The 23,453-nt window shown below is 43.5% G+C and carries 22 protein-coding genes and 1 tRNA gene; 20 read left to right on the forward strand and 3 right to left on the reverse strand.

All coding sequences use genetic code 11. The features are described from left to right. Positions 1 to 53 precede the first annotated feature (53 nt). On the forward strand, positions 54 to 2,930 hold the full coding sequence (locus RB298_RS22730) for a 2-oxoglutarate dehydrogenase E1 component (RefSeq protein ID WP_096774433.1): 2,877 nt from the start codon (positions 54 to 56) through the stop codon (positions 2,928 to 2,930). 5 nt (positions 2,931 to 2,935) lie between these two features. Further along, complete coding sequence (gene odhB, locus RB298_RS22735; RefSeq protein WP_096774432.1) at positions 2,936 to 4,210, forward strand: 2-oxoglutarate dehydrogenase complex dihydrolipoyllysine-residue succinyltransferase; 1,275 nt, start codon at positions 2,936 to 2,938, stop codon at positions 4,208 to 4,210. Positions 4,211 to 4,285: 75 nt separating this feature from the next. On the opposite strand, the gene RB298_RS22740 is transcribed toward odhB, so the two are convergent. Beyond that, on the reverse strand, positions 4,286 to 4,453 hold the full coding sequence (locus RB298_RS22740) for a hypothetical protein (protein ID WP_176502423.1): 168 nt from the start codon (positions 4,451 to 4,453) through the stop codon (positions 4,286 to 4,288). A 174-nt stretch (positions 4,454 to 4,627) separates the two neighbouring features. On the opposite strand from RB298_RS22740, the gene RB298_RS22745 reads away from it, so the two are divergent. The 5 genes from RB298_RS22745 to selB all read left to right on the forward strand — a co-directional run bounded on the left by RB298_RS22745 (position 4,628) and on the right by selB (position 10,688). Next, positions 4,628 to 5,710, forward strand: a complete 1,083-nt coding sequence (locus tag RB298_RS22745) for a lactonase family protein (protein WP_486048680.1) — start codon at positions 4,628 to 4,630, stop codon at positions 5,708 to 5,710. 186 nt (positions 5,711 to 5,896) lie between these two features. After that, the gene (locus RB298_RS22750) at positions 5,897 to 6,688 is read left to right on the forward strand and encodes an SDR family oxidoreductase (RefSeq protein WP_486048682.1); all 792 of its coding nucleotides are present in this window, start codon (positions 5,897 to 5,899) and stop codon (positions 6,686 to 6,688) included. A 90-nt stretch (positions 6,689 to 6,778) separates the two neighbouring features. Beyond that, positions 6,779 to 7,027, forward strand: a complete 249-nt coding sequence (locus tag RB298_RS22755) for a YuzB family protein (protein WP_098747407.1) — start codon at positions 6,779 to 6,781, stop codon at positions 7,025 to 7,027. Positions 7,028 to 7,387: 360 nt separating this feature from the next. Beyond that, positions 7,388 to 8,767 (forward strand): L-seryl-tRNA(Sec) selenium transferase, encoded by a 1,380-nt coding sequence (gene selA, locus RB298_RS22760; protein ID WP_486048684.1) that lies wholly within the window; start codon positions 7,388 to 7,390, stop codon positions 8,765 to 8,767. Positions 8,768 to 8,795: 28 nt separating this feature from the next. After that, on the forward strand, positions 8,796 to 10,688 hold the full coding sequence (gene selB, locus RB298_RS22765; protein WP_486048686.1) for a selenocysteine-specific translation elongation factor: 1,893 nt from the start codon (positions 8,796 to 8,798) through the stop codon (positions 10,686 to 10,688). A 17-nt stretch (positions 10,689 to 10,705) separates the two neighbouring features. On the opposite strand, the gene RB298_RS22770 is transcribed toward selB, so the two are convergent. Beyond that, a tRNA-Sec gene (locus RB298_RS22770) sits at positions 10,706 to 10,802 on the reverse strand. A gap of 535 nt (positions 10,803 to 11,337) precedes the next feature. Here RB298_RS22770 and tatC point away from each other — a divergent pair. The 7 genes from tatC to RB298_RS22805 all read left to right on the forward strand — a co-directional run bounded on the left by tatC (position 11,338) and on the right by RB298_RS22805 (position 15,134). After that, positions 11,338 to 12,117 (forward strand): twin-arginine translocase subunit TatC, encoded by a 780-nt coding sequence (tatC, locus tag RB298_RS22775; RefSeq protein WP_486048688.1) that lies wholly within the window; start codon positions 11,338 to 11,340, stop codon positions 12,115 to 12,117. A gap of 7 nt (positions 12,118 to 12,124) precedes the next feature. Continuing rightward, complete coding sequence (tatA, locus tag RB298_RS22780; protein WP_486048690.1) at positions 12,125 to 12,289, forward strand: twin-arginine translocase TatA/TatE family subunit; 165 nt, start codon at positions 12,125 to 12,127, stop codon at positions 12,287 to 12,289. Positions 12,290 to 12,316: 27 nt separating this feature from the next. Further along, on the forward strand, positions 12,317 to 12,841 hold the full coding sequence (locus RB298_RS22785) for a MauE/DoxX family redox-associated membrane protein (RefSeq protein WP_486048692.1): 525 nt from the start codon (positions 12,317 to 12,319) through the stop codon (positions 12,839 to 12,841). A 14-nt stretch (positions 12,842 to 12,855) separates the two neighbouring features. Next, positions 12,856 to 13,449: a TlpA family protein disulfide reductase gene (locus RB298_RS22790; protein WP_486048694.1), complete on the forward strand. Its 594-nt coding sequence runs from the start codon at positions 12,856 to 12,858 to the stop codon at positions 13,447 to 13,449. A gap of 184 nt (positions 13,450 to 13,633) precedes the next feature. Continuing rightward, the gene (locus RB298_RS22795; RefSeq protein ID WP_486048695.1) at positions 13,634 to 13,858 is read left to right on the forward strand and encodes a hypothetical protein; all 225 of its coding nucleotides are present in this window, start codon (positions 13,634 to 13,636) and stop codon (positions 13,856 to 13,858) included. 130 nt (positions 13,859 to 13,988) lie between these two features. Next, positions 13,989 to 14,585, forward strand: a complete 597-nt coding sequence (locus RB298_RS22800) for a hypothetical protein (RefSeq protein WP_486048697.1) — start codon at positions 13,989 to 13,991, stop codon at positions 14,583 to 14,585. 63 nt (positions 14,586 to 14,648) lie between these two features. Further along, positions 14,649 to 15,134 (forward strand): DUF4871 domain-containing protein, encoded by a 486-nt coding sequence (locus RB298_RS22805; protein ID WP_486048698.1) that lies wholly within the window; start codon positions 14,649 to 14,651, stop codon positions 15,132 to 15,134. Positions 15,135 to 15,316: 182 nt separating this feature from the next. Here RB298_RS22805 and trhO read toward each other — a convergent pair whose 3' ends face one another. Continuing rightward, complete coding sequence (gene trhO, locus RB298_RS22810) at positions 15,317 to 16,222, reverse strand: oxygen-dependent tRNA uridine(34) hydroxylase TrhO (RefSeq protein WP_119847580.1); 906 nt, start codon at positions 16,220 to 16,222, stop codon at positions 15,317 to 15,319. A gap of 200 nt (positions 16,223 to 16,422) precedes the next feature. Here trhO and RB298_RS22815 point away from each other — a divergent pair, with 200 nt between their 5' ends. The 6 genes from RB298_RS22815 to RB298_RS22840 form a co-directional block, all read left to right on the forward strand. Continuing rightward, positions 16,423 to 17,061, forward strand: coding sequence for an SGNH/GDSL hydrolase family protein (locus RB298_RS22815; RefSeq protein ID WP_096774429.1), 639 nt, complete (start codon positions 16,423 to 16,425; stop codon positions 17,059 to 17,061). A 283-nt stretch (positions 17,062 to 17,344) separates the two neighbouring features. Next, on the forward strand, positions 17,345 to 18,385 hold the full coding sequence (locus RB298_RS22820; protein WP_192571341.1) for an ABC transporter substrate-binding protein: 1,041 nt from the start codon (positions 17,345 to 17,347) through the stop codon (positions 18,383 to 18,385). A 60-nt stretch (positions 18,386 to 18,445) separates the two neighbouring features. Next, positions 18,446 to 19,366, forward strand: coding sequence for an ABC transporter permease (locus RB298_RS22825; RefSeq protein WP_036661509.1), 921 nt, complete (start codon positions 18,446 to 18,448; stop codon positions 19,364 to 19,366). Continuing rightward, positions 19,366 to 20,160, forward strand: coding sequence for an ABC transporter ATP-binding protein (locus RB298_RS22830; RefSeq protein WP_009590664.1), 795 nt, complete (start codon positions 19,366 to 19,368; stop codon positions 20,158 to 20,160). Before RB298_RS22825 ends, RB298_RS22830 begins: the two co-directional genes overlap by 1 nt. Positions 20,161 to 20,456: 296 nt before the next feature. After that, positions 20,457 to 21,845: a transcriptional regulator gene (locus tag RB298_RS22835; protein WP_486048701.1), complete on the forward strand. Its 1,389-nt coding sequence runs from the start codon at positions 20,457 to 20,459 to the stop codon at positions 21,843 to 21,845. Positions 21,846 to 22,158: 313 nt separating this feature from the next. Beyond that, positions 22,159 to 23,453: helix-turn-helix domain-containing protein (locus RB298_RS22840; RefSeq protein ID WP_486048703.1), on the forward strand; the 1,295-nt coding region annotated here is incomplete at its 3' end.

The following is a 23,453-nucleotide window of genomic DNA, read 5'->3' on the forward strand; positions in this document are numbered from 1 at the left end:
ATTAGAAATTCCGTCCTTGAGCAATCAAAATAATCTGACGGAGGGAGTCAGCGATGAAGACCCTTGACAGAATGACAGAGGGACCATGGCAGAAATATCACGGTCCGAACTTGGGGTACATTCAAGATCAGTATGAGAAGTTTTTGCAAGACCCGCAATCTGTGGAGCCAGGATACCGCGAGCTGTTCGCAAGCTGGGGACCGCCTCCATCTTTGGAAAACAATGAAAAGAAAGCGGATTCGCAGGGACAAGGTGTAAGCTACGACCCGCAATTGATGAAAAAAGGGGTAGCTGCCGGCAAACTGGTGTGGAACATTAGAACCTACGGTCATCTGGCCGCAGACATTGATCCGATTGGAATCGGAAACGAAGCCGACACGCGTCTGCTTCAACCGGAAAGCTACCAACTCAGCCAAGCGGATTTGGCCGCCCTGCCTGCAGAGATCGTCTGGGAGGAGGCTCCTGGCGATATCAAGAACGGCTTAGAGGCAATCCAGCGGCTGTTGCAACTATATACAGGCTCCATTGCCTATGAATTTAGCCACGTCCACGATGAAGAAGAACGCAAGTGGCTCAACCAGCAGGCCGAATCAGGCCGCTACTTGTCCGACATGAGCGTTGAAGAGCGCAGGGGATTGTTGAAGAAGCTGCTCGAAGCCGAGCAGTTCGAGGAATTCCTGCATCGCACTTTCGTAGGCGCGAAGCGCTTCTCGGTTGAGGGCAATGAGGCACTCGTGCCGCTGCTCGACGAGATCGTTCGCCAAATGGCCGAAGCGGATGTCAACTCTATTCTCGTGGGTATGGCGCACCGCGGACGTTTGAACGTTCTGGCTCATGTGCTGGGCAAGGATTACGGCAAGATTTTCTCGGAGTTCATGCACTCTCCGAATAAACATTTGGTGCCGTCCGAAGGCTCCATGGGCATCAACTACGGCTGGACGGGCGACGTAAAGTACCATTTGGGCGCGGACCGTTACCTGAAGAAGGATGAAGCCCGGCAGGTTCGGATCACGCTTGCGAACAACCCGAGTCACCTGGAATACGTCAATCCGGTAGTAGAGGGCTTTGCTCGTGCCGCCCAGGAGGATCGCAGCGAAGCGGGTTATCCGAAGCAGGATGTGAACAAAGCGCTGAGCATTCAGATTCATGGCGATTCCGCGTTCCCTGGCGAAGGCATCGTGCCGGAAACCTTGAACTTCAATAAATTGCCGGCGTTCCGTACGGGCGGATCGATTCACATCATCGTGAACAACCGCATCGGATTCACGACGGAAGGCAAGGATTCCAGATCGACCCATTATGCGAGCGATTTGGCAAAAGGTTATGAGATTCCGATTATCCACGTGAACGCGGATGATCCGGAAGCGTGTATCGCAGTGGCCCGTCTTGCCAGCGATTACCGCAACAAGTTCAAGAAGAGCATTCTGATCGATCTTGTCGGCTACCGGAAATATGGCCACAACGAGACGGACGATCCGGAAACGACCCAGCCGCTGATCTACCAGAAGGTGAAGAACCATCCAACCGTCAGCACGATTTATATGAAGAAACTGGTGGATGGAAACATTCTGACCCAAGAACAAGTGGACGGTTTGAAGAACGGTGTCGTGGAGGTCTTGAAGAACTCTTACGAGAACGTGAAGACGAAGGATCCGGTTGATCAGATTCTGCTCGGACTGAACCCTACGGACGGCAAATCCAAGACGGAAGCCGCGACGAATGTATCTGCAGAGGTGCTGCGCGGCATTAACCGCGAGCTCCTGCAGTGGCCTGAAGGCTTTACGGTATATCCAAAGCTTCAACGCATCCTCGAGCGGCGCAGCAATTCGCTTGACGAGGGCGAGAAGGTGGACTGGGGTCATGCCGAAACGCTGGCCTTCGCTACGATTCTCGCTGACGGCAAGCCGATCCGGATCACGGGACAGGATGCCGAACGTGCAACGTTTGCCCATCGAAACCTGGTGCTTCACGATGCGGTTAATGGAGAAACCTTCTGCCCGCTGCACCGGCTGCCGCAAGCCAAGGCATCGTTCGCGATCCATAACAGCCCGCTGACCGAAGCTGCGGTCGTTGGATTTGAATATGGCTACAATGTGTACTCTCCCGAGACTTTGGTGATCTGGGAAGCGCAGTACGGCGATTTCGTCAACTGTGCACAGGTGATCATCGACCAGTTCATTACGGCCGGACGTTCGAAGTGGAGACAGAAGTCCAGCTTGGTGATGCTGCTTCCTCACGGCTATGAAGGAAACGGTCCAGAGCACTCCAGCGCCAGATTGGAACGGTTCCTCCAGCTGAGCGGCGAGGATAACTGGACGGTTGCGAATCTGACTTCGGCCGCCCAATATTTCCACCTGCTGCGCAAACAGGCTTCCCTAACCAACACGGACGATGCCAAGCCGCTGGTGGTTATGGCTCCGAAGAGCTTGATCCGTAACCCGCGTGTCGCGTCGCCTGTGAACGCGTTTAGCGAAGGCGGTTTCCAGAAGGTAATGGAACAGCCGGGTCTAGGTCAAACACCTAAGAAGGTGGAACGCCTTGTATTGTGCTCGGGGAAAATCGCGATCGACTTGGAAGACGCTCTGGATAAGCAGAAGGGTGAGGACCAATCCTGGATCCACATTCTTCGTGTGGAACAGCTGTATCCTTTCCCTAAAGAAGAAATTTCCCGTGTGATGCAGAAGTATCCGAACCTGAAAGAGATTCTGTGGGTTCAGGAAGAGCCTCAGAACATGGGCGGCTGGAGCTTCATGGAGCCGAGAATTCGTGAAATTGCACCTAAAGGCACAGAGGTCCGTTACAGCGGACGTCCTGAGCGTTCGAGCCCTGCTAGTGGATATCAGGATGTTCATGCTTATGAGCAACAGACCATCATTTCTTTTGCCCTTAATCGTAAAACTATAAATCAAGAGATCTCATTGGGGAGGTAGCGGCTGTGAGCGAAATTACTGTACCAGCTATGGGCGAATCCATCACCGAAGGAACGATATTCAAATGGCACGTAAAAGAAGGGGATAGCGTCAACATCGGTGATGTGCTGCTCGAGTTAGAAACGGATAAGGTTAATCTTGAAATTAGCGCAGAGTCTGAAGGCGTTGTGGAAAAAATCCTTCGTCAAGAAGGGGAGAACGTAACGATCGGCGAAGTGATCGGTCAAATTTCTCCGCAGGAAGGCGTTCCAAGTGCATCGGCGCCGAAGGCGGCTGAAGCTCCAGCCTCCGTGCAAACGGAAGCCGCTTCGGCACCCGCCGCAGAAGCACCGAAACCGCAAGCTCCGGTACCGGCTCAGAACGAGGAAGGAGCAGGTCTGACTGCATCGCCATCCGCACGCAAACTGGCTCGTGAACGCGGGATTGATCTGGACCAGGTACAGGGCCGCGACCCGATCGGTCGGATTTACCATGATGATGTGAAGAATCATAACGAAGCTAAGCCGTCTGCGGCACCTAGCAAGCCGGCAGCTTCAACGCCTGCACCGGCAGCACAAGCACCTGCTGCCGAGTATGGCAAACCGGTTGAACGTACCCGCATGTCCCGCCGTCGTCAAACGATTGCGAATCGTTTGGTCGAAGCGCAGCATACGGCTGCCATGCTGACGACCTTCAATGAAGTGGATATGACCGCGATCCTGGACGTGCGCAAGCGTCGTAAGCAAGCATTCCAAGAGAAGCATGACGTAGGGCTCGGTTTCATGTCCTTCTTCACCAAAGCGGTTGTGGGTGCGTTGAAGAGATTCCCGCATCTGAACGCCGAGATTGACGGCGACGATATCGTCGTGAAGAAATTCTATGATATCGGTATTGCGGTATCCGCCAAAGAAGGGCTTGTCGTTCCGGTCGTTCGCGATGCCGATCGTCTTGGTTTTGCCGAGATTGAGAAGGAAATCGGCAATCTGGCTGCCAAAGCCCGCAATAACGCGCTGTCCTTGTCTGAGCTGCAAGGCGGTACGTTTACGATTACGAATGGCGGCGTCTTCGGCTCGCTGTTGTCTACGCCGATCCTGAATACGCCTCAGGTGGGTATCCTCGGCATGCACAAAATCCAGCTTCGCCCGGTAGCGATTGATGCTGAACGCATGGAAAATCGTCCGATGATGTACATCGCATTGTCTTACGATCATCGGATCGTTGACGGTTCCGAGGCGGTTCGCTTCCTGGTAACCGTGAAAGAGCTCCTCGAAGATCCGGAGTCGCTGCTTCTGGAAGGATAATCATCCAAGCCAAAGAGACTCACCTATATAAGAAGGCCGCATGGCAGTGTCCATGCGGCCTTTCTTATTGCGCGATTAGGATTTAGATTGATTTTTATCGTCTGGATCGGGAAGATCCCGGGGATTCCAATTCTCAGCCTGAGGCTCCACATCCTGATGCTTCTTCACCTTGTCGCGTTGTTCCTGGGAGTCGTTCTCCGTGTCCTGATGATTGCGTACTTCTTCGCTGTTCGGTTGTTTCATGGGAATACCTCCTTCAGTCAATGTAATACATACATACCCGGTATGGCAAAAGACAAACAGGCTGCAAACGGCGAGTCATTTGATTTTCATCAGGGTTGAAGTTAACATGGTAACTGAAAGCATCACTACATAGGACATGAAATGATAGATATACGAGAGGAGAGATCGGATTTTATGGCGAATCCATCACAGCGCACACTGCTGTTTTCAGGTGCGTATTCGGAAGATAATCAAAGCGGGGTATGTGTTTATGAATTTAACGAGGACAGCGGCGAGCTGAAGCTGCTTGATGAAGTATCCGGCATTAAAAATCCCACTTTCTTGAACGTCGATCCGGATAACGGACGTTTGTATGCCATCGGCGAAATTGCAGATCAAGGCGGCAAAGCAGCCGAGGTCATCAGCTTTGAAATTGACCCGGAGGCCGGCAAACTGTCCGAATTGAATCGTACCCGCAGTGTCAGCAGCTCCACTTGCCACATTCAGCGTGATGAATCCAGCAAGTATCTGATTGTTTCGAGTTATCATGGAGGCCTGGTAGGTCTTCATTCGATCGATGAGAATGGACGAGCCGGCAAACTGCTGGATGAGAAGAAACATACGGATCTCGTGACAGTGCGTGATGATCAGCAATCCAGAGCGCACTCGGCATTTTACAGTCCGGATGGTCAATATGTGTTCGTACAGGACTTGGGATTGGACAAGATTCTTGCATATACGATAAATGAGAATAAGCAAGAGCTGAGCTTTCACGGCGAAACCCAGCTGGACGCGGGCGTAGGGCCCCGTCATTTGGCTTTCCATCCCAGCGGTGCCTATGCTTATGTCATCAACGAGCTGAATTCCAGTGTCACGGTGCTTCGCTACAATCAAGAAGCGGGACGTTTAGAGGTGCTGGAAACGGTATCGACACTGCCTGCGGATTTTGACGGGGAGAGCTATTGTGCCGAAATCGCCGTGTCCCCGGATGGCAAAACGGTATACGGATCGAACCGCGGACACGACAGCATTGTAGTATTTAACGTGCATGAAGATACCGGTCGTTTAAGTCCGGTTCAATATATTTCGACGGAGGGCGGCCATCCGCGTCATTTTACGCTCATGCCGGGGGGGAAATTCCTCATCGTTGCCAATCGGGACGGGAATAACCTGGTATTGTTTAACGTGAATCCGGAAGACGGGAAGCTTGACTTTACCGGGTATACGGTTTCGCAATCCAAGCCGGTATGCGTTAAACCTGCGGTATTCCAAAGATAGACCTGGAAGCCCCCCCGATCCTCTCATAGGAAATTTTCTTTTTTTTATCAGGTTAGGCATTACCGCTGGGATATGCTTGCTTGCTGCTTGCTGCTTGCTGCACGGCAGGCTCGGATTGCCAAGATTCAGATACGGACTCGTTGGGTTATCTATAATCATGAAAACTTAAACGAGGAGGTTGTGGCAATGACAACAAATCAACGTTTGGATGGTAAAGTAGCCATCGTTACCGGTGCTGGTTCCGGAATCGGCCGGGCCGCAGCCCTTCTTATGGCAGAACAAGGAGCTAAACTCCTGTTGATCGACATCGATCGTGAACGCGTAGAGAAAGTGAAGAAGACCATAGAAGATGGCGGGGGCGAAGTGCTCACGGGCAACTGCGATATTTCCAAAGCGGAATCGCTGAAGGATTGCTTCAGTCAAGCCGCCGAGCAGTGGGGAAAGATTGATATCGTATTTGCGAATGCCGGTATTAATGGGACCAAAGCTCCGATCGAGATCATGGAGCTGGATGAATGGGATGCTACCATTAACACGAATTTGAGAGGAACGTTTGCTACGGTAAAATACGCGATTCCTCACTTAAAGGATCATGGCGGCAGCATCATCATTACGAGCTCCATTAACGGAAACCGGGTATTTACCGGGTTTGGTTTCTCCGCATACAGCACCACGAAGGCGGGACAGGTGGCCTTCATGAAGATGGCGGCGCTGGAGCTCGCCCGTTACAAAATCCGGGTGAACGCTATTTGCCCAGGCGCGATTGCAACGAATATTGATGAGAGCACCATTGCGAAGCCGGAGCTGGACGAGGTGACGATTCCGATTGAATACCCTGAGGGAGACCAGCCTTTGGCGGACGGACCGGGACAGCCATCACAGGTTGCTCAGCTCGTAGCCTTTCTGGCATCGGATGATGCTTCCCATATTACCGGTACGGAAATTTATATCGATGGTGCGGAATCCCTCATCCATTGATCAAAACCCACGATCGATTTGACAAATTCGGGCGTTTTCCTCATAATGAATGAACGAATTGTCAAATGAATAGTGGTGATAAAGATGGGGATGGGGATTGTTGTTGTGGAAATATGCGACAGCAACTTGATGAGTGCTTTGGAACTTGAGCATCTTGAGGAATTGTATCCCGAAATCGCTGTCCTGAGGGCGGATTGCATGAATCTTTGCGGTCTATGCAAGCTTCGTCCATATGCACTGGTGAATGGTAAACGTGTATTCGCGGCAACGACGGAAGAATGCGTCGAGAAGATCAAAGCTGCTATCGAAGCTGAACTGGCTGTTTTCCTAGAGGAATAAATTAACGAGACACTAATATAGTATTTAGATATCCTCCCTTTTGGTAGGCAAGAGTTTTAGTACATCTGATTTTGATGGACGTAACCTTGTTGGCTGAAAGGGATTTTTTATGAAAGCAATTAGTTGCTTTCCTGAATCACGAGGCCTTCAACTGCTTGTTCGAGGCGCTAACTGAACTTCTACATTTTTAATATTAGACTTTTGATTTATGATGCTCCGGAATCTATTGTCTTCCTAATTAAACAGGAAATTTTTAATTAAACGTCTCTAGAGGTTGCTCGAACAATAAATAATGCTTATACTGTAATATCATGGGAATTCAATGTAGAGTATATAATCCCTGTAGTAAAGGAGAATCACATGAAGCTTCGTTCAATTCCCTCAGTGACAAATATATTAAAAAATCCTGACATCAAGAGCACAATAAAGGATTACTCTGTATCTACTAACTATGTAACTTTATTAATTAAACAATATCTTGAGAAATTGAGAAGTGAAAGTGTGTTAGGAAGTGTAAACGTTTTATCGGAAGAAGAATTGATTAAGGATCTTAGAACATTTATTTCACAGAGTTTAAATCCTAATATGATACCAGTAATTAATGCGACGGGAATTGTTCTACATACTAATTTAGGACGGTCTTTACTACCGGTTGCAGTAAACAAGCATTTGATGAAAATAGCTGGAAGTTATTCAAATCTAGAGTACAATCTTGAAACCGGAACACGTGGATCGAGACACGACATAGTCGAACATATTATTAAGACTTTGACTGGTGCAGAGTCAGCCATGGTTGTTAATAACAATGCTTCAGCTGTATTTCTAATCTTACTAGTGCTCGCTGCAAAAAGAGAGGTAGTTGTATCCAGAGGAGAAATAATCGAAATCGGTGGATCATTTCGAATTTCTGACATAATGAAAGAAAGTGGAGCAATTCTTAACGAAGTCGGTACTACAAACCGCACTCATACACATGACTATGAAGGAGCAATAAATGAAAATACTGCTCTATTACTTAAAGTCCACAAAAGTAATTTTGTAATTAATGGATATACACAGTCAGTAGATACTAAGGATCTGGTCAAGTTAGGGAATAAGTATAATATTCCTGTATATGAAGATCTTGGTAGCGGCGTGTTATACGATTTGAAAAAACATGGTATAGGAAACGAACCTTCTATTAGAGAGGTTGTTGAAAAAAAAGTAGATCTCATTAGCTTTAGTGGCGATAAACTTTTAGGAGGCCCTCAAGCGGGTATTATCATTGGATCACATGAGTTGATAAATAGACTAAAAAAAAATCCACTTGCTAGAGCCTTACGACCTGATAAATTAACTCTGTCGGCTCTAGAATCCACTCTCTTACTCTATCTTAATGAGGAATTGGTTGTAAAAGAACTGCCAACACTTCGAGATATTCTAGCTTCTCCACAGGTTATTAAAATAAAGGCGGAAGAACTTTATTGCTTACTAACGGACGAAGTTAAATCATATGTCGAAGTTATTCAAGTTTATTCGGAAATTGGTGGTGGGACGATGCCTGAAGTAAAATTGCCATCGTTTGCAATCTCACTGAGGTCTGATAAGTTTGAAGTGCAATGGTTAGAGCGAAAGTTGCGAAATTGTAATCCGCCAATCATCGCCCGTATTCAAAAAGACACTCTTTTATTAGATGTTAGAACGATACAGAATGACGAAATTGAACTTGTAGCGGAAGGGATAAACCGTATATTTAAATAAAAACAATTAATCTGCAAGGGTGATAACTATGACGCATCGGTATTATACGATTGGAATCGCTGGTCATATTAACCACGGTAAGACTACATTAACAAAAGCATTAACTAATATTGATACTGACCGTCTTATCATTGAAAAAGAGCGGAATATTTCCATTGAACTCGGATATGCGCCACTCTTATTATATGGATTCGAAACATCAATCATTGATGTCCCAGGGCATGAAAAATTTATTCGGAAAATGATTGCTGGGGTTGCTGGTATAGATCTTGTCATTTTAGTTGTCGCGGCAGATGAAGGCGTTATGCCCCAAACTAAAGAACATATCGAAATTCTAACTCTCTTGGGTATAGAACATGGAATTATTGTTGTGACCAAAATAAATCGGGTGGAATATGAATTTTTAGAAATAATAGAAGAAGATATAAAATCGGCAGTAGAAGGATCCTTATTTGAAGGTGTTGAAATTTTATATGTAGAGAGCATAAGTGGAGAGGGATTGGATAATCTTAAGTATATGCTTGTTCAGAAGTTAAAAAAGATCCCACAACGAATTTCAAATGGAATTTTGAGGATGCCTATTGATCAAGTGTTTACAATTCATGGTCAAGGAGTAGTTGTAAGAGGTACGATTTATGAAGGTACTCTAGAAAGTGGGGATGCTCTTACTATACTTCCTCAACATATTCCAGTAAAGGCTAAGGAGGTTCAAATACATAACAAGGTTAAGAACAAAGCTACGGCAGGTCAGAGAGCAGCTATTAACATTGGCGGGATACAAAAACAAAAAATAAGAAGGGGAGATGTTATCGTTTCATCAACGGACTTTGTAATTAGCAACATGATTGATGTTACACTTAAGACAGTAAAGGATCTTGAATACCCTGTAAAACAACGAACTACTATTAATTTTTACTCTGGTACAAATGAAACCTCTGGAAAAATTGTCTTCTTCGATCGCAATGAATTACATGATAACTCTGAAATTCTGTGCCAAATCTTATTGAAGAAACCGATTGTTGTTAAACGTGGAGATCGTTTTATTGTAAGACGACCTTCGCCTGTCGAAACGATAGGTGGAGGATGGATTATTAGTGCATCAAGTGAAAAATATCGATATGGTCAAAAAACGATTGAAAAACTGTTACATAAAAAAGAAGCAAGCCCGAAAGACAGGATATTGGACGCATTGGCAATACATAAAATGTTAAATACAAACGAATTAAGCAAATTGACATCATTATACGGAGATAAATTAAATGTAATATTGGAGGGAATGATTCAAAGTCATCAAATTTTTGTTATCGAACCCAATCTATTTACGTCTAGTATGGTTTACGATAATGTTAGATCACAGGTTAAAATGGAAGTAGAAAAATACCATATATCATTCCCCCTCCGTATTGGAATAAGTAAAGCCGAATGTATTCAAGTGCTTCAACGAAATATCCCTAAAAAGTTAGGTGAAATAGTGATTAACAAGGAAATAGAAGAAGGGAGATTGTCAAGAAGAAATCATTTTATTCATATACCTGAGTTCGTACCTCATGTACCTGAGGAGTGGAATTCTAAATTTGAAGGCGTGTTGGAGAATTTAGAAAATGATAGGTTGGAAGTTTTGGAATGGAATGAATACTTGAGAGGTGCAAGTGTACCCGAACACCTTCATAATGAATTGACTCATTATGTTGTTAACAGCAAACTTGCATATCGATTAGACGATAAGCATATAATTCATCATCAAACTTTTGAGGATGAATTCAAATTGTTATATGTTGAAACAAACAATCAACCATTTTGTATACAAGATGCTAAGGGCATTTTGAAGGGTTCAAGAAAAAAACTGATTATGTTTCTCGAGTTGTTAGATTATTTACAAATTACATGTAGAGAGAACGATACAAGACATTGGATCGTGTGATTAAAATGAATTGAATATGGCGAGACTGTGTGGGAATCGAACCCACCGGAGACGCGGGACGTCTCCCAAAAGGTTTTGAAGACCTAGAAGGACACCAGTACCCCAGCCAGCCTCGAATTACCAATTAGACCTTCATTATATAATGACATTTATTCACATACAAGGATGAAATTTTGAAGAGTATTATTTTAACAAACAAAACGGACAGCAATGATTACTCGTCGTTCACTTCCCTTAAAAGGAAGAAGGCCGGCGCTTTTTTACTTTGAGAACTTTTATATGTAGTGTTTTATAAGCATAACGTAGGCCATTTTGAAAGCAGGCTTCTATGTAGAAACGGGATTAAGTCGGAAGTCCTATTCCAAACATTTTTTTGATTAATTATAATAAATATTACCAAGTAAATAATTGGAATCGTTAACTTAATTTCGGTAGATTTATCTTAATGTTAATCCAAAATGTTATATAAGGAGGGGATTCAAAAGGACCTACATATTTATGCTTCTTCAAAGTGAAGGGAGACAATCAGGATTACTGCGAATTCATTTATTTTATATTCTCATGTAATTAAAACCAAGTAGTGTAAATAAATATGTATTATTCAATTTAGAATACTGTTTCCTCGATTCGAAATACTTAGGAGATCGTGATGTCAAATGAAATCCAAAAAGTAAGTGCGTTTGAAGAGCAATCCGTTGATGGCAACACTACGATGAATTTTCTCGAACATTTTTATGAACTTCGTAGAAGGATATTTTATTTTGCTGTCGCATTTATCTTTTGTTTAATTGTTACTTATTTTACCTCCCCTTATTTCGTAAACTTGTTAAAATCGTCCGCTTTACATTATGAAATTGAGCTTAACGTGTTTAAGGTTACTGAATCTGTATCAATTTACGCAAAGACCATGCTGATTCAAAGTGTGTGCATTTCATTTCCCATATTGATCATGCAAATTTATTTATTCATAAAGCCTACAATTAATAATAATTTCAAAAAAATACTGTTAGTATTTTCCTCTGTTGTATCGATACTCTTTTTATTAGGGGTAGTTTTAGGATACTATTTCCTCACACCATTATTATTTTCTTTTTTTCTTGGAGTTACTGAAGAACTTAGTATGAATACCATGTATAATTTCTCCGATTATTTCCAATTTGTGTTTATGATCTGTTTATTGGCAGGATTAGTTTTGGAAATTCCCGCTCTTATGGTTTTGTTAACACAACTTGGAGTTATATCCTCCAATACACTTAAGAAGCTGCGAAAGATTCTATACCCAATCTTTTGTATAGTCGCTGTTGTCCTCACACCACCCGATTTCATTTCCGACATTACTGCAATGATCTTACTGATATCTATTTTTGAAATTGGATTGGTTATTTGCGGTGTTATGGAGAAGAAAACAGAAAAATTAAGAGGAGGCTGACACAGGTATGTTTAACCAAATTGGCGTTCCAGGGATCATCATTTTATTGATATTGGCATTTATTGTGTTTGGAGCAAAAAATTTACCTGCGATGGGGAGGTCTTTAGGATCAGCTGTGAAAGAATTTAAGGAGGGGGTGACAGGTAAACAGCAAAAAGATGGTGAAGACTGAAGATGAAAAGAGAAGGGGAGCTTTTTGATGCTCGAGTTTTTGACTAATGTAATGAAATTAACTCTTATCTTAATTTTCTTAATCTCATCCATAACTAAACTGGCTAATTTGAAAAATTTTGTGAATGGTGTCATTGAGTATAACGTAGTACCAAGGAATCTCTCTCGTTTCTATGGATATTCGCTGCCGTTTATAGAGTTAATGTCATCCGTCATGATTTTTTTTCATAAGAGCTCCTACTATGGATTAGCTCTTACTTTATTAATGCTGATAAGCTTTTTTATCGCGGTTTCAAAGGTCATTAAATCCAAAAGAGTAATTACTTGCTCTTGCTTCGGAAACTTTTTAGACAGTAAAGTGGATCTTTTTAGTATATATAGAATTGGCGTATTAATCGTATTAAATGTTTCAGCAATCATTTTAACGATGTTGTATAACTCTAATTTTTCTGCAACTTCATTCATTTTTAGTGTGGTTATTGTGCTAATATACTTGCTTTCACAAATAATATGGAATGAATACAGGAAAAACATAAAGCTTTTAGAAACATAATACGGGAGGATTATATGGAGATATTATTTTATTCTAATTTGCTTTTATGGATTGCTGTTATATTTATGATGTTCACTATATTTCTTATTTTTAGGCAGTTTGGTTCAGTGTATTTAAGTTCACGTGAAGCAATTACCAGAGATGGCATATCAATTGGTGATAAAATACCTGAATTTTCAGGGAAATCGTACTTTTCCAATGAACAGATTTCAATTGAATCTTTCTATGGAAAACCAACGTTGATTACATTTATTTCACCGGGCTGCAAACCGTGTCAAGAATTAATACCTGAATGGAATAAAGCCTTTATGAAATATAATGAAAAAATTAATTTTCTTTTTGTGGGTCTTGGTGACAGAAATGGATTTTCTAAAGTTTTGGAAAATAAATCTTTAAGTGGTGAATTGCTATTAGATGAGGAGAGAGCGGTGTTAACCTTATGCAAAGTTAGAGTAACACCATTTGCTTTTATTCTGGATGAAAAAGGAACGGTTAAAGGTAAAGGATTGTGTAACGGAATGGAACATATTATGGGGCTGATATCGTCTCTTGAAGGAAAATCAGAGTCAATTGAAGGACTAAATCTATTTGAAAGGACCGTGAAGTAAATGCTTAAATTATTCGAGTCGGTGGATAGATTTACAAAAATCATTGCTGAAAATTTAGAAAGAAGAGTTACTCGCTCTATGTTCTTAAAAACAGTTCTTTCTACTGCGTTCTTATCATTTGTTTCGTTTTCGGCACGACCTGCATTTGCGGATGGCGCTTCAACTTGGTGTGAGGCTTGGGAATATGAAACAGCATGTAATTTCCCAAACAGGAAAACTTGTTCCGGATGCCAAAGCTCACAATCTTCCAAATGCCCGACTGGTTATAAAACAACGTACGCATATTGGGGATCCACCGGGTGCTGGTGTGTTGGTTATAGCTGGGGGGCAATTGCTTGCTGCGATTGCACTCCAAACAGTAATCCAGATGTGTACAAAGCAAATGCAAATGATTGTGGTTGTGCTGTAACAGTAAGATAGTAAAGAAATAAAAAAAGGAGATATTAAAAATGCATTTAGAGCTGGTTGAGATCATTTTATTAGCACTCCTAGCATGTGTAGCGGGTGTAACTAAAGTAAGTACCAACTGAGGATTAAATGTGACCCTGGAGGTCAGTCTCCTCGGTGAGGAGAATTACAAAACAAGAATAAAATGTTGGATTAATTATTTGGCTGCGTCTTCTTTATCAGGAGCTCTGACAGGTTTCTTGTATACTTTATTGATTTTCGTAGTTTTCTCATGGCTGCCGTATATTTTAAAAATGGTATTCATGATAATAATTGTGGGACTATATATGATGCATGACTATAAGATTATAAATTTAAAAGTCCCTCAAAGAAAATGGCAAATCCCCGCTACTTGGGTTAACGGATCCTCAGTAAGAAATATGTGGGTTTGGGGAAGTATTCTGGGTGCTGGTATTTTTACTTATTTACCCTATATGACTTTTTATTTATTATACATTTATGTTGGTCTTTTTAAGGATCCTACATTCGGTATGCTTTTTGGATTAGTTTATGGGTTTTCCCGAGCGGTACCTACTATACTTTTTTCTATAAACAGAACAGAGCTTGAAATGGAGAAAATCAAGAGCCTGTATAAGAAGAAGAATGGATTCTTTAAATTCGCTAACGGTATTTCTTCAATGCTATTATTGATTTTCCTAATAGTCCATTTCATCCTTTCGGTGCAGTGAAAACTGTACCGATTATTGTTTTATAGTACAATTAATCTTCTAATTCATGGAGGGAGAACCAAAATGAGGGTGACTTTATATTTTTGTTGCCTTATGATATTAATCTGTTCGGGGTGTGCACAAGGAAATTTGCCTGCCTCTACTCAACCTGACCATGAGGATTGGGAATTGAGCAAAAAGTTCGATATAACAATTAAAGATAATAAGGGGAGCCCGATTACTCGTACCGTAATTGGGAAAGAAAACCGAGTTGTCTTTACTTATACTGAAAATGTATCGAATTTTGTTGTGAATAAGCCCAAAAAATATCTATGGTACTTTTGGGGTGAAGCGGATGAATTAAATGGCACAGTTAAATTTTCTGCAATAGAACAGCAAACTAAAGAAGAAATTGAATTGTTTGAAAGTAAATTGAGAACACAAAAATCTCCTGCAGGAAATGCAGTTTTGCCCTCTACATTGAATTTTCCTTCAGCGGGAATATGGAAAATCAATATTTATATTGAAGAGAAATTGTTTGATAACATAATAGTTAAAGTAACTGGTTAGAGAAACAATCTCTCGCAAATTAACTCTATCTTTCAAAATTTAATGGAACGATAGGGGCGAGTCGCTCTTATTGTTTGAATGCAGAGGAGAGATCGTATAGATCGTATGTATAAAAGGGCAAGGTGCGAGTGATTCGCACCTTGCCCTTTCGTTTGGTTATAGCTATTTATGATTGGGTTGGATTAGGAAGCATTGTGGCTTGCAGCAACAATTTCTTCGCACTCCGCGGAGCAGCAGCCATGATGAAGCTCCTCACACTCTTCGCAGCACACATGCTGCAGGTGGCAGGCGTCATTATCGCAGTTGATATACCGATCTTCGGGCTTTCCGCAATGGTGGCATTTGCCCACGATAACATCCTCGTCCGTTTGATTGATCGGAACGGAAATGCGCTCATCAAATACATAACATTTTCCATCGAAGAGACGGCCCTGTACTTCAGGATCTTTCCCGTAGGTGACAATGCCGCCCTCAAGCTGGGCAACGTCTTTGAAGCCTTCCTTGAGCATAAATCCGGTCAGTTTCTCGCACCGGATGCCCCCTGTGCAGTAAGTCAGGATGGTTTTATCCTTGTGCTCGCTCAGGTTCTCGCGAATCCATTCCGGAAACTCCCGGAAGGATTGCACCTCTGGTCTTATCGCATTGCGGAAATGACCGATATCATACTCATAATCATTCCGTCCGTCGATGACGATGACATCATCACGCTGCAAGTGTTCAAAGAATTCCTGGGGCGATAGGCGTTTTCCGCTGACCACGTTAGGGTCGAGTTCATCCTCGACACGGAACGTAACGAGTTCTTCGCGGTGACGGACAAACATCTTTTTGAAGGCATGCCCTTCGGATGGGTCAATCTTAAACACCATGTCCGCAAATAGCGGATTGGCGTGCATATCCTGCATATATTGCTCAGTCTGTTCAATCGTACCGGATACCGTACCATTGATGCCTTCGGAGGCAACCAGGATGCGTCCTTTGAGCCCGAGATCTTTGCAGTATTGCAAATGCTCGTCTTTGAACGCTTCAGGGTCCGGGATTTGAACAAATTTATAATAGAGAAGGATCTGATAGTTCTGTTGCTCTGACATGATTTAATCACCTGTTCTTTTTAAGATTCAGCCATACGTATACCTATAGAATTGTAGTGAATTCATTCCACATAGTCAACTTAAATGTATAGAAAGTTTGCCATGATATGTGAATTTAAGGGGTTTCAGGAATGCTTGAAAGCGGTTATGATGAAGGGGTGAGCAGGTGAACACTTTCATTATTGGAGGCGTTGAACAGCATGGTACATATCGAGCAAAATGCACTCGTATTGTTTCAGGGCGACAGCATCACCGATTGCGGGCGAAATTACGAGGAGTCGGACAGTTTAGGGCATGGATACGCGCTGATGGCTGCTGCCCGGCTAGGTATGGAGCTGCCTTTGAAAAGGCTGCGTTTTGTAAACCGGGGAATCAGCGGCAACCGGGTCGTCGATCTGCGGGGGCGCTGGGAGGAAGATTGCATCGATCTGGATCCGACATGGGTATCCATCCTGGTCGGCATCAATGAAACCGGCAGGAGGTTTAATCGCGGCGAAACCACGTCCGTGGAAGCTTATTATGAAGGCTACAGGGAGCTGCTAATCCAAACCCGCGAGTTGACCGGCGCCAGTTTCATTCTCATGGAGCCCTTCCTGCTGCCCGTTACGGAAGCGAAGAAGGAATGGCGAGAAGATCTGGATCCCAAAATTCAGGCCGTTCGCGAATTGTCGCGCGAATTTGAAACCTTGTACGTTCCGCTCGACGGCATATTCGCTGCAGCCAGCTCCAAGATTGAGATGAGTTATTGGGCGCCCGATGGCGTGCATCCATCGCCGGCAGGGCATGCTCTTATGGCAGATGCTTGGCTTGCGACCATGCAGGGCCGTTCCATTCTGTAGAGGTTATTTTAAGATTTTTTCTACTATATAAATATGGTTTCGTTATACTGGCATCCCCGGAGACGTATGACATCCGGGGATGTTCTTTATGGAAAGCATCCTCCCTTAGAAAATCTTGATTGACGAATACAATTGGGTACATATAAAATGTTCATAATAGACCGTTGTTCAATAGGAACGACTTATTTTTTGACTTTAATGCTTTCGTCTATGAAAGCGGGGAAGCGTTGTCGCTTTATGTAGAAAATTATTGAAGCGGTTAATAAAAGAGAGGGGATTCATGATGAAGAGAAAAATGTGGTTATCACTTACACTCTCCGCACTGCTGGTTACGGCAGTAGGCTGCGGGGACAAGCCGGAAGGCGGCGGAACGACTCAAACGGGCAGCGGCGGAGATGCCGAGAAGAAATCCTACAGCATCGCGATTTCGCAGATCGTAGAGCATCCATCCTTGGATGCAACGCGGGAAGGCATTCTGGCAGCATTGAAGGACGCTGGAATCTCGGAGGATGACAAAACGCTGAAGATTGATTACAACAATGCACAAGGTGACCCGGCGAACAACCTCTCGATCGGACAGAAGTTGAAGGATACGAAAGCGGATCTGGTGATCGCAATTGCAACAGATTCGGCACAGGCTGTGGCGCAGAACGTGAAGGAGAAACCGGTCTTGTTCGCAGCTGTAACAGATCCGCTCGATGCGAAGCTGGTCAGCGATTTGAAGAAACCAGGGGGCAACATCACCGGGGCATCTGACACGAACCCGGAAGCAACCAAACAATTGATGAATTTTGTAAATACTCATTTTCCAAATGTTAAGAGGATTGGTTTGGTCTTAGATGAAGGAGAAGCAAATGCGGTTGTTATGGCCAACACGGCAGAAGAGGTGCTTTCGGAGCATGGAATCGAGCTTGTGAAAGCTGCCGTTACCAATACTTCGGAAGTGAAGCAAGCAGCGGAATCGCTAGTCGGTAAAGTCGATGCCTTTTATATCACGCTGGATAATACCGTGGTAAGTGGAGTCGAGACAATTATTCAGACAGCACAAAAAAACAAAATACCGTTCTTTTCCAGTGACCGCGATACGGTGGAGAAGGGAGCTTTTGCAACAGTTGGATTCAAGTACTACGATCATGGATATCAAGTCGGCCAGATGGCCGTAGAGATACTGAAAAACGGCAAGAACCCGGGGGACATGGAAATCACGAAGCCGGATAAGCTGGATCTGATCCTGAACACGAAGGTTGCGGCTGAATATGGAATTGAAGTGACCGACGCCATGAAACAGGAAGTCAAGGACCCGGACAACAACATCATCGAGTAACGGTAAGGCGCGGAGATAACAGCCCGCGCCTTACTTCTTAATCCTTAAGGAGGTCATGACATGCTGGATTTCGTGATGAGGCTGGATGGTCCGATTGAATTGGGGCTGCTGTATGCGCTGATGGCACTTGGCGTGTATATTACGTTCCGGATTCTGGATTTTCCGGATCTGACGGTGGATGGAAGTTTTACGACAGGCGCGGCGATTGCGGCGATTCTGATTACCAACGGTGTGAATCCATGGCTTGCCACGCTGGCCGCATTTGCCGGAGGTATGTTAGCCGGTATCTGTACAGGCCTGCTGCACACCAAGGGTAAAATCAACGGTTTGCTCTCGGGTATTATTATGATGATTGCGCTGTACTCGATTAATATGAGGATCATGGGCAAGCCTAATATTTCGTTGAGCCAGGAAGCGAATATCTTCGGATCCATTGATCCGATCTATATTATGTTAGTGATTGTGATCATCGGCAAGCTGCTGCTGGATGCATTCTTCCGCACGGATCTTGGCCTTGCGCTCCGCGCGACCGGCGATAACAAGCGGATGATCCGCAGCTTTGGTGCCAACACGGACACGACAACCATTCTGGGGCTAAGCATCTCGAACGGGCTGGTGGCCTTATCCGGCGCTGTGGTTGCCCAGCAATCAAGTTTTGCGGACATCGGCTCCGGTATTGGAATGATTGTCATTGGCTTGGCGTCTGTTATCATTGGTGAGGCTGTTCTGGGAACCGGCTCGGTATTCCGGACAACGCTGGCTGTCGTCTGCGGTTCGATTATCTATCGGATTGTCGTTGCTGCTGCTTATGAGATTCCATGGCTCGAAGCTTCGGATTTAAAATTGATCACGGCGATCATCGTCATTATCGCTCTCGTGGTTCCGACCATCAATCGGGCGATGAAGCAGCGTTCACAGGCACGGAGGCGCTCAACCGAACTGTTAGCTACGCAAGGGAAGACCAAAGGAGGTGCGCTCTGATGCTGGAAATGAACCATGTGTCCAAGCTGTTTAACCCGGGGACGGTGGATGAGAAGATCGCTTTGATGGATGTCAACCTTCACTTGAAGCCGGGGGATTTCGTGACGGTTATCGGAAGTAATGGTGCGGGCAAATCCACGCTGATGAATATCATTTCCGGGGTAATGAAGCCGGACGCGGGTGAAGTGCGCATTGACGGCACTTCGATCGGCCATCTGCCGGAATTCCGTCGCAGCCGCTGGATCGGCCGGGTATTTCAGGATCCGATGGCGGGCACAGCGCCGCATATGACCATTGAAGAGAATCTGGCGATGGCATATCGTCGCGGCCAATCCCGCGGGCTCAGCATAGGCGTTACAGCATCCAAGCGGGCCGGCTTCCGCAAACATTTAGAGCGGCTTGGCATTGGACTCGAGGATCGGCTCCGAGCCAAAGTAGGGATGCTGTCGGGAGGGGAACGTCAAGCGTTAAGTTTGCTGATGGCAACCTTCACGCAGCCCCAAATCCTGCTGCTCGATGAACATACGGCAGCGCTCGATCCGGCTCGTGCGGAGCTGATTACCCGAATAACCGATGACATCGTACGCGACATGAAGCTGACCACGCTCATGGTTACACATAACATGGAGCAAGCCATCCGTCTTGGCAATCGCCTTATTATGATGGATAAGGGGCGCATCATTCTGGATGTGGACGAAGAGCGCAAGAAATCCCTGACCGTGGAGCAGCTGCTTGGGGAATTTGAGCAGATTAGCGGTCACAAGCTGTCCGATGATCGTTTGGTTCTGGGGTGAAATTCTACTTCAAGACAAGGAATCTTTGATCAGATGATTAATAAGATGTTCATAAATTTAGCAAAAAAAAGCGCTTCCGAAAATTTCGGAGCGCTTTTTCTCATCGTGTCATTTCATTTGACGATATATAAATAGAATAAGATTTGCAAGGAAATTGGCATTTTTAAATCTTATTGGGTATTTTATGTAAAAAAATGACGTAAATAAGTATTGACCGCTGGAATATTAATCAATATGATTACTGTATAGAGAAATATACTAATATTTGGGTTCTGATCCTGGAGGGTGGTGTTAGCTTGGAAATGACAGCCACGATTCGCGAACAAATGGAAGAGTTTCTACATAAGAACGAAATGACGATTAATCGGTTTGCAGAAATATCGGAGGTCAACAGCGGCACACTCAGCAATATTCTGAATGGGAACCGCCCGATTTCCATGCAGCAACTGGACCGAATTACGTCAGGCATGGGTCTGGAAGAGGGTTATTTCTACGAGTTGTACATAGATGAATGTATTTTTCATGCTACGCCGGATTGGCGTCGATTGGGACCGTTTCTTCACAGGTGCGCGGAACTGGGGAAGCTGGATTGTTTGGACAAGGCTGTCCGAATGACGATGGATAATATTTCTTACTCCCCGCTGCTCTTTGAAACAGCCGAGGTTTTTTTCAAAGAGGGAAAGCATGAGGCGGCCGTGCTGCTCTACAGGAGTGTGGCTGAGAGCGAAAGATTCCAGCATTCGGAGCGGCTGGCCCTTTGTCAGTACCGGTTGTTTGTATTAGAACTCGCAGATGATCAGGATGCAAACTTGCAAGCGGCCGTTTATTTTGAGCCATACGTGGATCGTTTAGATGAAATGTATCAGTTAGATGCACTTGTGAAATTAATTAACGTAAACCTTTCTCTGCATCGATGGAATAAAATAAAAGATTTGGCTGAGAGATTGGAGAATAAAGGATTAGCTCAGTATAAGCAACTGAGAAACGATTTCAAAAATCAAGAGTATCCAAAGCAGCCTATTATTTTTTATATTTTGTATGCTTATCTAATTCAAGCAGATGTTTCACGTGAACAAGAAGATTATGAAAAAGGTTTATATTATATATCCCTATATTCTGAACCCGATTGGATACAGGAACCCGATGCTCAAGAAAGAAAAATTATAACTCAGTTCAAGGAATGGGCTGATGCAAACCGTTACTCGTATCAACTAATGGCTGGACAGGCCGAAGTAATAATTGATTATGTTGAATATGTAGCCAAGAGAGAAGATGAAATTTTTCTAGCACTATGTAATATTATGATTGCTGCTAATCGATATTATATTCAAATCGACCATATTCTTGAACGTTTTCAAGATTATTTGGTTCTCCAAGAACAAAAGAGTCATCTTGGGAAAATAAGTAAACAGGTGACTTTAGATCGATTTACACGTTTGCTAGCTGAATTAGCTATATACAATTTTAAAAGAGAACATTTTGATAGAGGAATAGATTATTTATTGGAAAGTTTAACGTATTCGATTAGAATTAATAGTGTTAAAGGTATGTTGAGATGTATGGGGTTATTTGAGCAGTTTCGCCATGTTTCATCATTTGAAAAACAGAAACAATATAAAAATTTGGTCAGTGAGGTGCATAAAAGAAATGAAAAGAAAATTGGCTTATCTGTTGGTTATCTGTAGTTTTATTTGGATATTTAATACTTCGGATACTAAGCATGATGCAGACACAAGATTTCCTCAAGATGCACAGGTCAGGCCTTTAAGTGGAGGACATGGTTCAGGACAAGAGACGTAATTTATAGCTGAATAGTTTATAAGAAAAAGGTGGTTCCAGTGGTTAGTCTGGTCCGCCTTTTTCATATTAACTATTCAATTAACCTTCATCTAAATTTATTCCGGTTATTCACTATTGACCTAACGAATGTAAAAATATAGCATGTAATTAATTATTTACTCTACTAATATTTGGTTTTCCATCTGGGGGTGTTGTTACTTGGAGACGACAGCCACGATTCGCGGAGAAATAGTAAGGTATTTGCAGAATCATCGTATGACGATTAACCAATTCGCGAGGATATCCGGCATCAACAGCGGAACACTTAGTAATATCTTGAATGGTAATCGACCCATGTCTATGAACCAGTTAGACCGGATTACCAAAGGGATGGAGATTGAAGAGGGGCACTTCTATGAACTTTACATAACAGAAAGTATTTTTCGTACCACTCCGGATTGGCGGAGGCTTGGGCCTTTTCTTGAACGGTGTGCTGAACTGGATAAATTGGATTGTTTGCATAGAGCTGCACGAATGACGTTGGAAAATATCAATTACCTACCAATGCTTTTCGAAATGGCAGAGGTGTTTTTTAAAGAAGAAAAGTACAAAGCTGCTGCATTGCTTTATGAATGTGTGGCTGAAAGTGAAAAATTCCAGCATTCAGAAAGGCTTGCACTATGTCACTATCGTCTCTTTATGGTGGAGTTAAGTGATAACGTGGATGATAACTTAAAACTGGCAGTATCATTTGAGCAATATATCAATAGGTTAGATGAAAATTACCAATTAGACGCATATAGAAAACTTATTAATTTGAACATTTCACTTCTACGGTGGGATACTGTGGAAGTCCTAGCTAAAAAAATGGGTCAAATAGCAAGACTGCAGTATAAGAATAACTTAAACACTGCAATCATGAATGATGAACAGGAAAAGCCTGTAGTTTTTTACATACTCTATTCATATCTCATTCTGGCGAGTGTCTGTCGTGAATCTGGAAACTTTGGAGAAGCATTAAGTTACCTGTCCCTGTATGAGAACCCGGATTGGATAAAGACGCCCTCAGAACAGGAAATAATAATTATTAAACAGTTTAAAGAATGGGCGAGAGCGAATCGTTACCTATATAGGTTAATGTCTGGACATTCTGACGCTCTTTCTGAATATGTAAACTATGTTGAATCTAGAACTGATGAAATTTTTCCGGCCTTATGCAATATTGTGGTAGCAGCTAATCGACATCGCATCAACATCGATTATATTATAGAGCGGTTTCGGGAGTATCTAATATATAAACCACAACGAAATCAACTAGGCAAGGTAAGTGAGCAAGTTACGATGAATCAACATGCTCGCCTCCTTACCGAGCTAGGCATATACTATTTGAACTCCAAAAAGCTTAATCGTGGTTTAGTTTATATCGTTGACAGCATGGAGTACTCGATAAAAATCAATAGTGACAGAGGGATGCTGCGGTGCATGGGGATCTTTGAGCAGTTCCGCCATGCTGC

Origin of the sequence: Priestia sp. BR_2, from assembly GCF_041954005.1 — a bacterium.
Taxonomy (GTDB): Bacteria; Bacillota; Bacilli; order Paenibacillales; family Paenibacillaceae; genus Paenibacillus_AQ; species Paenibacillus_AQ lautus_A.

Bases quoted from the DNA above. Each gene is read 5' to 3' on its own strand.
- RB298_RS22785 (WP_486048692.1), top strand. From the start codon at position 12,317: ATGCTCGAGTTTTTGACTAATGTAATGAAATTAACTCTTATCTTAATT.
- tatA (WP_486048690.1), top strand. From the start codon at position 12,125: ATGTTTAACCAAATTGGCGTTCCAGGGATCATCATTTTATTGATATTG.
- RB298_RS22820 (WP_192571341.1), top strand. From the start codon at position 17,345: ATGAAGAGAAAAATGTGGTTATCACTTACACTCTCCGCACTGCTGGTT.
- selB (WP_486048686.1), top strand. From the start codon at position 8,796: ATGACGCATCGGTATTATACGATTGGAATCGCTGGTCATATTAACCAC.
- RB298_RS22795 (WP_486048695.1), top strand. From the start codon at position 13,634: ATGAAACAGCATGTAATTTCCCAAACAGGAAAACTTGTTCCGGATGCC.
- RB298_RS22790 (WP_486048694.1), top strand. From the start codon at position 12,856: ATGGAGATATTATTTTATTCTAATTTGCTTTTATGGATTGCTGTTATA.
- tatC (WP_486048688.1), top strand. From the start codon at position 11,338: ATGTCAAATGAAATCCAAAAAGTAAGTGCGTTTGAAGAGCAATCCGTT.
- trhO (WP_119847580.1), bottom strand. From the start codon at position 16,222: ATGTCAGAGCAACAGAACTATCAGATCCTTCTCTATTATAAATTTGTT.
- RB298_RS22730 (WP_096774433.1), top strand. From the start codon at position 54: ATGAAGACCCTTGACAGAATGACAGAGGGACCATGGCAGAAATATCAC.
- RB298_RS22825 (WP_036661509.1), top strand. From the start codon at position 18,446: ATGCTGGATTTCGTGATGAGGCTGGATGGTCCGATTGAATTGGGGCTG.
- selA (WP_486048684.1), top strand. From the start codon at position 7,388: ATGAAGCTTCGTTCAATTCCCTCAGTGACAAATATATTAAAAAATCCT.
- RB298_RS22805 (WP_486048698.1), top strand. From the start codon at position 14,649: ATGAGGGTGACTTTATATTTTTGTTGCCTTATGATATTAATCTGTTCG.
- RB298_RS22755 (WP_098747407.1), top strand. From the start codon at position 6,779: ATGGGGATTGTTGTTGTGGAAATATGCGACAGCAACTTGATGAGTGCT.
- RB298_RS22740 (WP_176502423.1), bottom strand. From the start codon at position 4,453: ATGAAACAACCGAACAGCGAAGAAGTACGCAATCATCAGGACACGGAG.
- RB298_RS22815 (WP_096774429.1), top strand. From the start codon at position 16,423: ATGGTACATATCGAGCAAAATGCACTCGTATTGTTTCAGGGCGACAGC.
- RB298_RS22830 (WP_009590664.1), top strand. From the start codon at position 19,366: ATGCTGGAAATGAACCATGTGTCCAAGCTGTTTAACCCGGGGACGGTG.
- RB298_RS22745 (WP_486048680.1), top strand. From the start codon at position 4,628: ATGGCGAATCCATCACAGCGCACACTGCTGTTTTCAGGTGCGTATTCG.
- RB298_RS22750 (WP_486048682.1), top strand. From the start codon at position 5,897: ATGACAACAAATCAACGTTTGGATGGTAAAGTAGCCATCGTTACCGGT.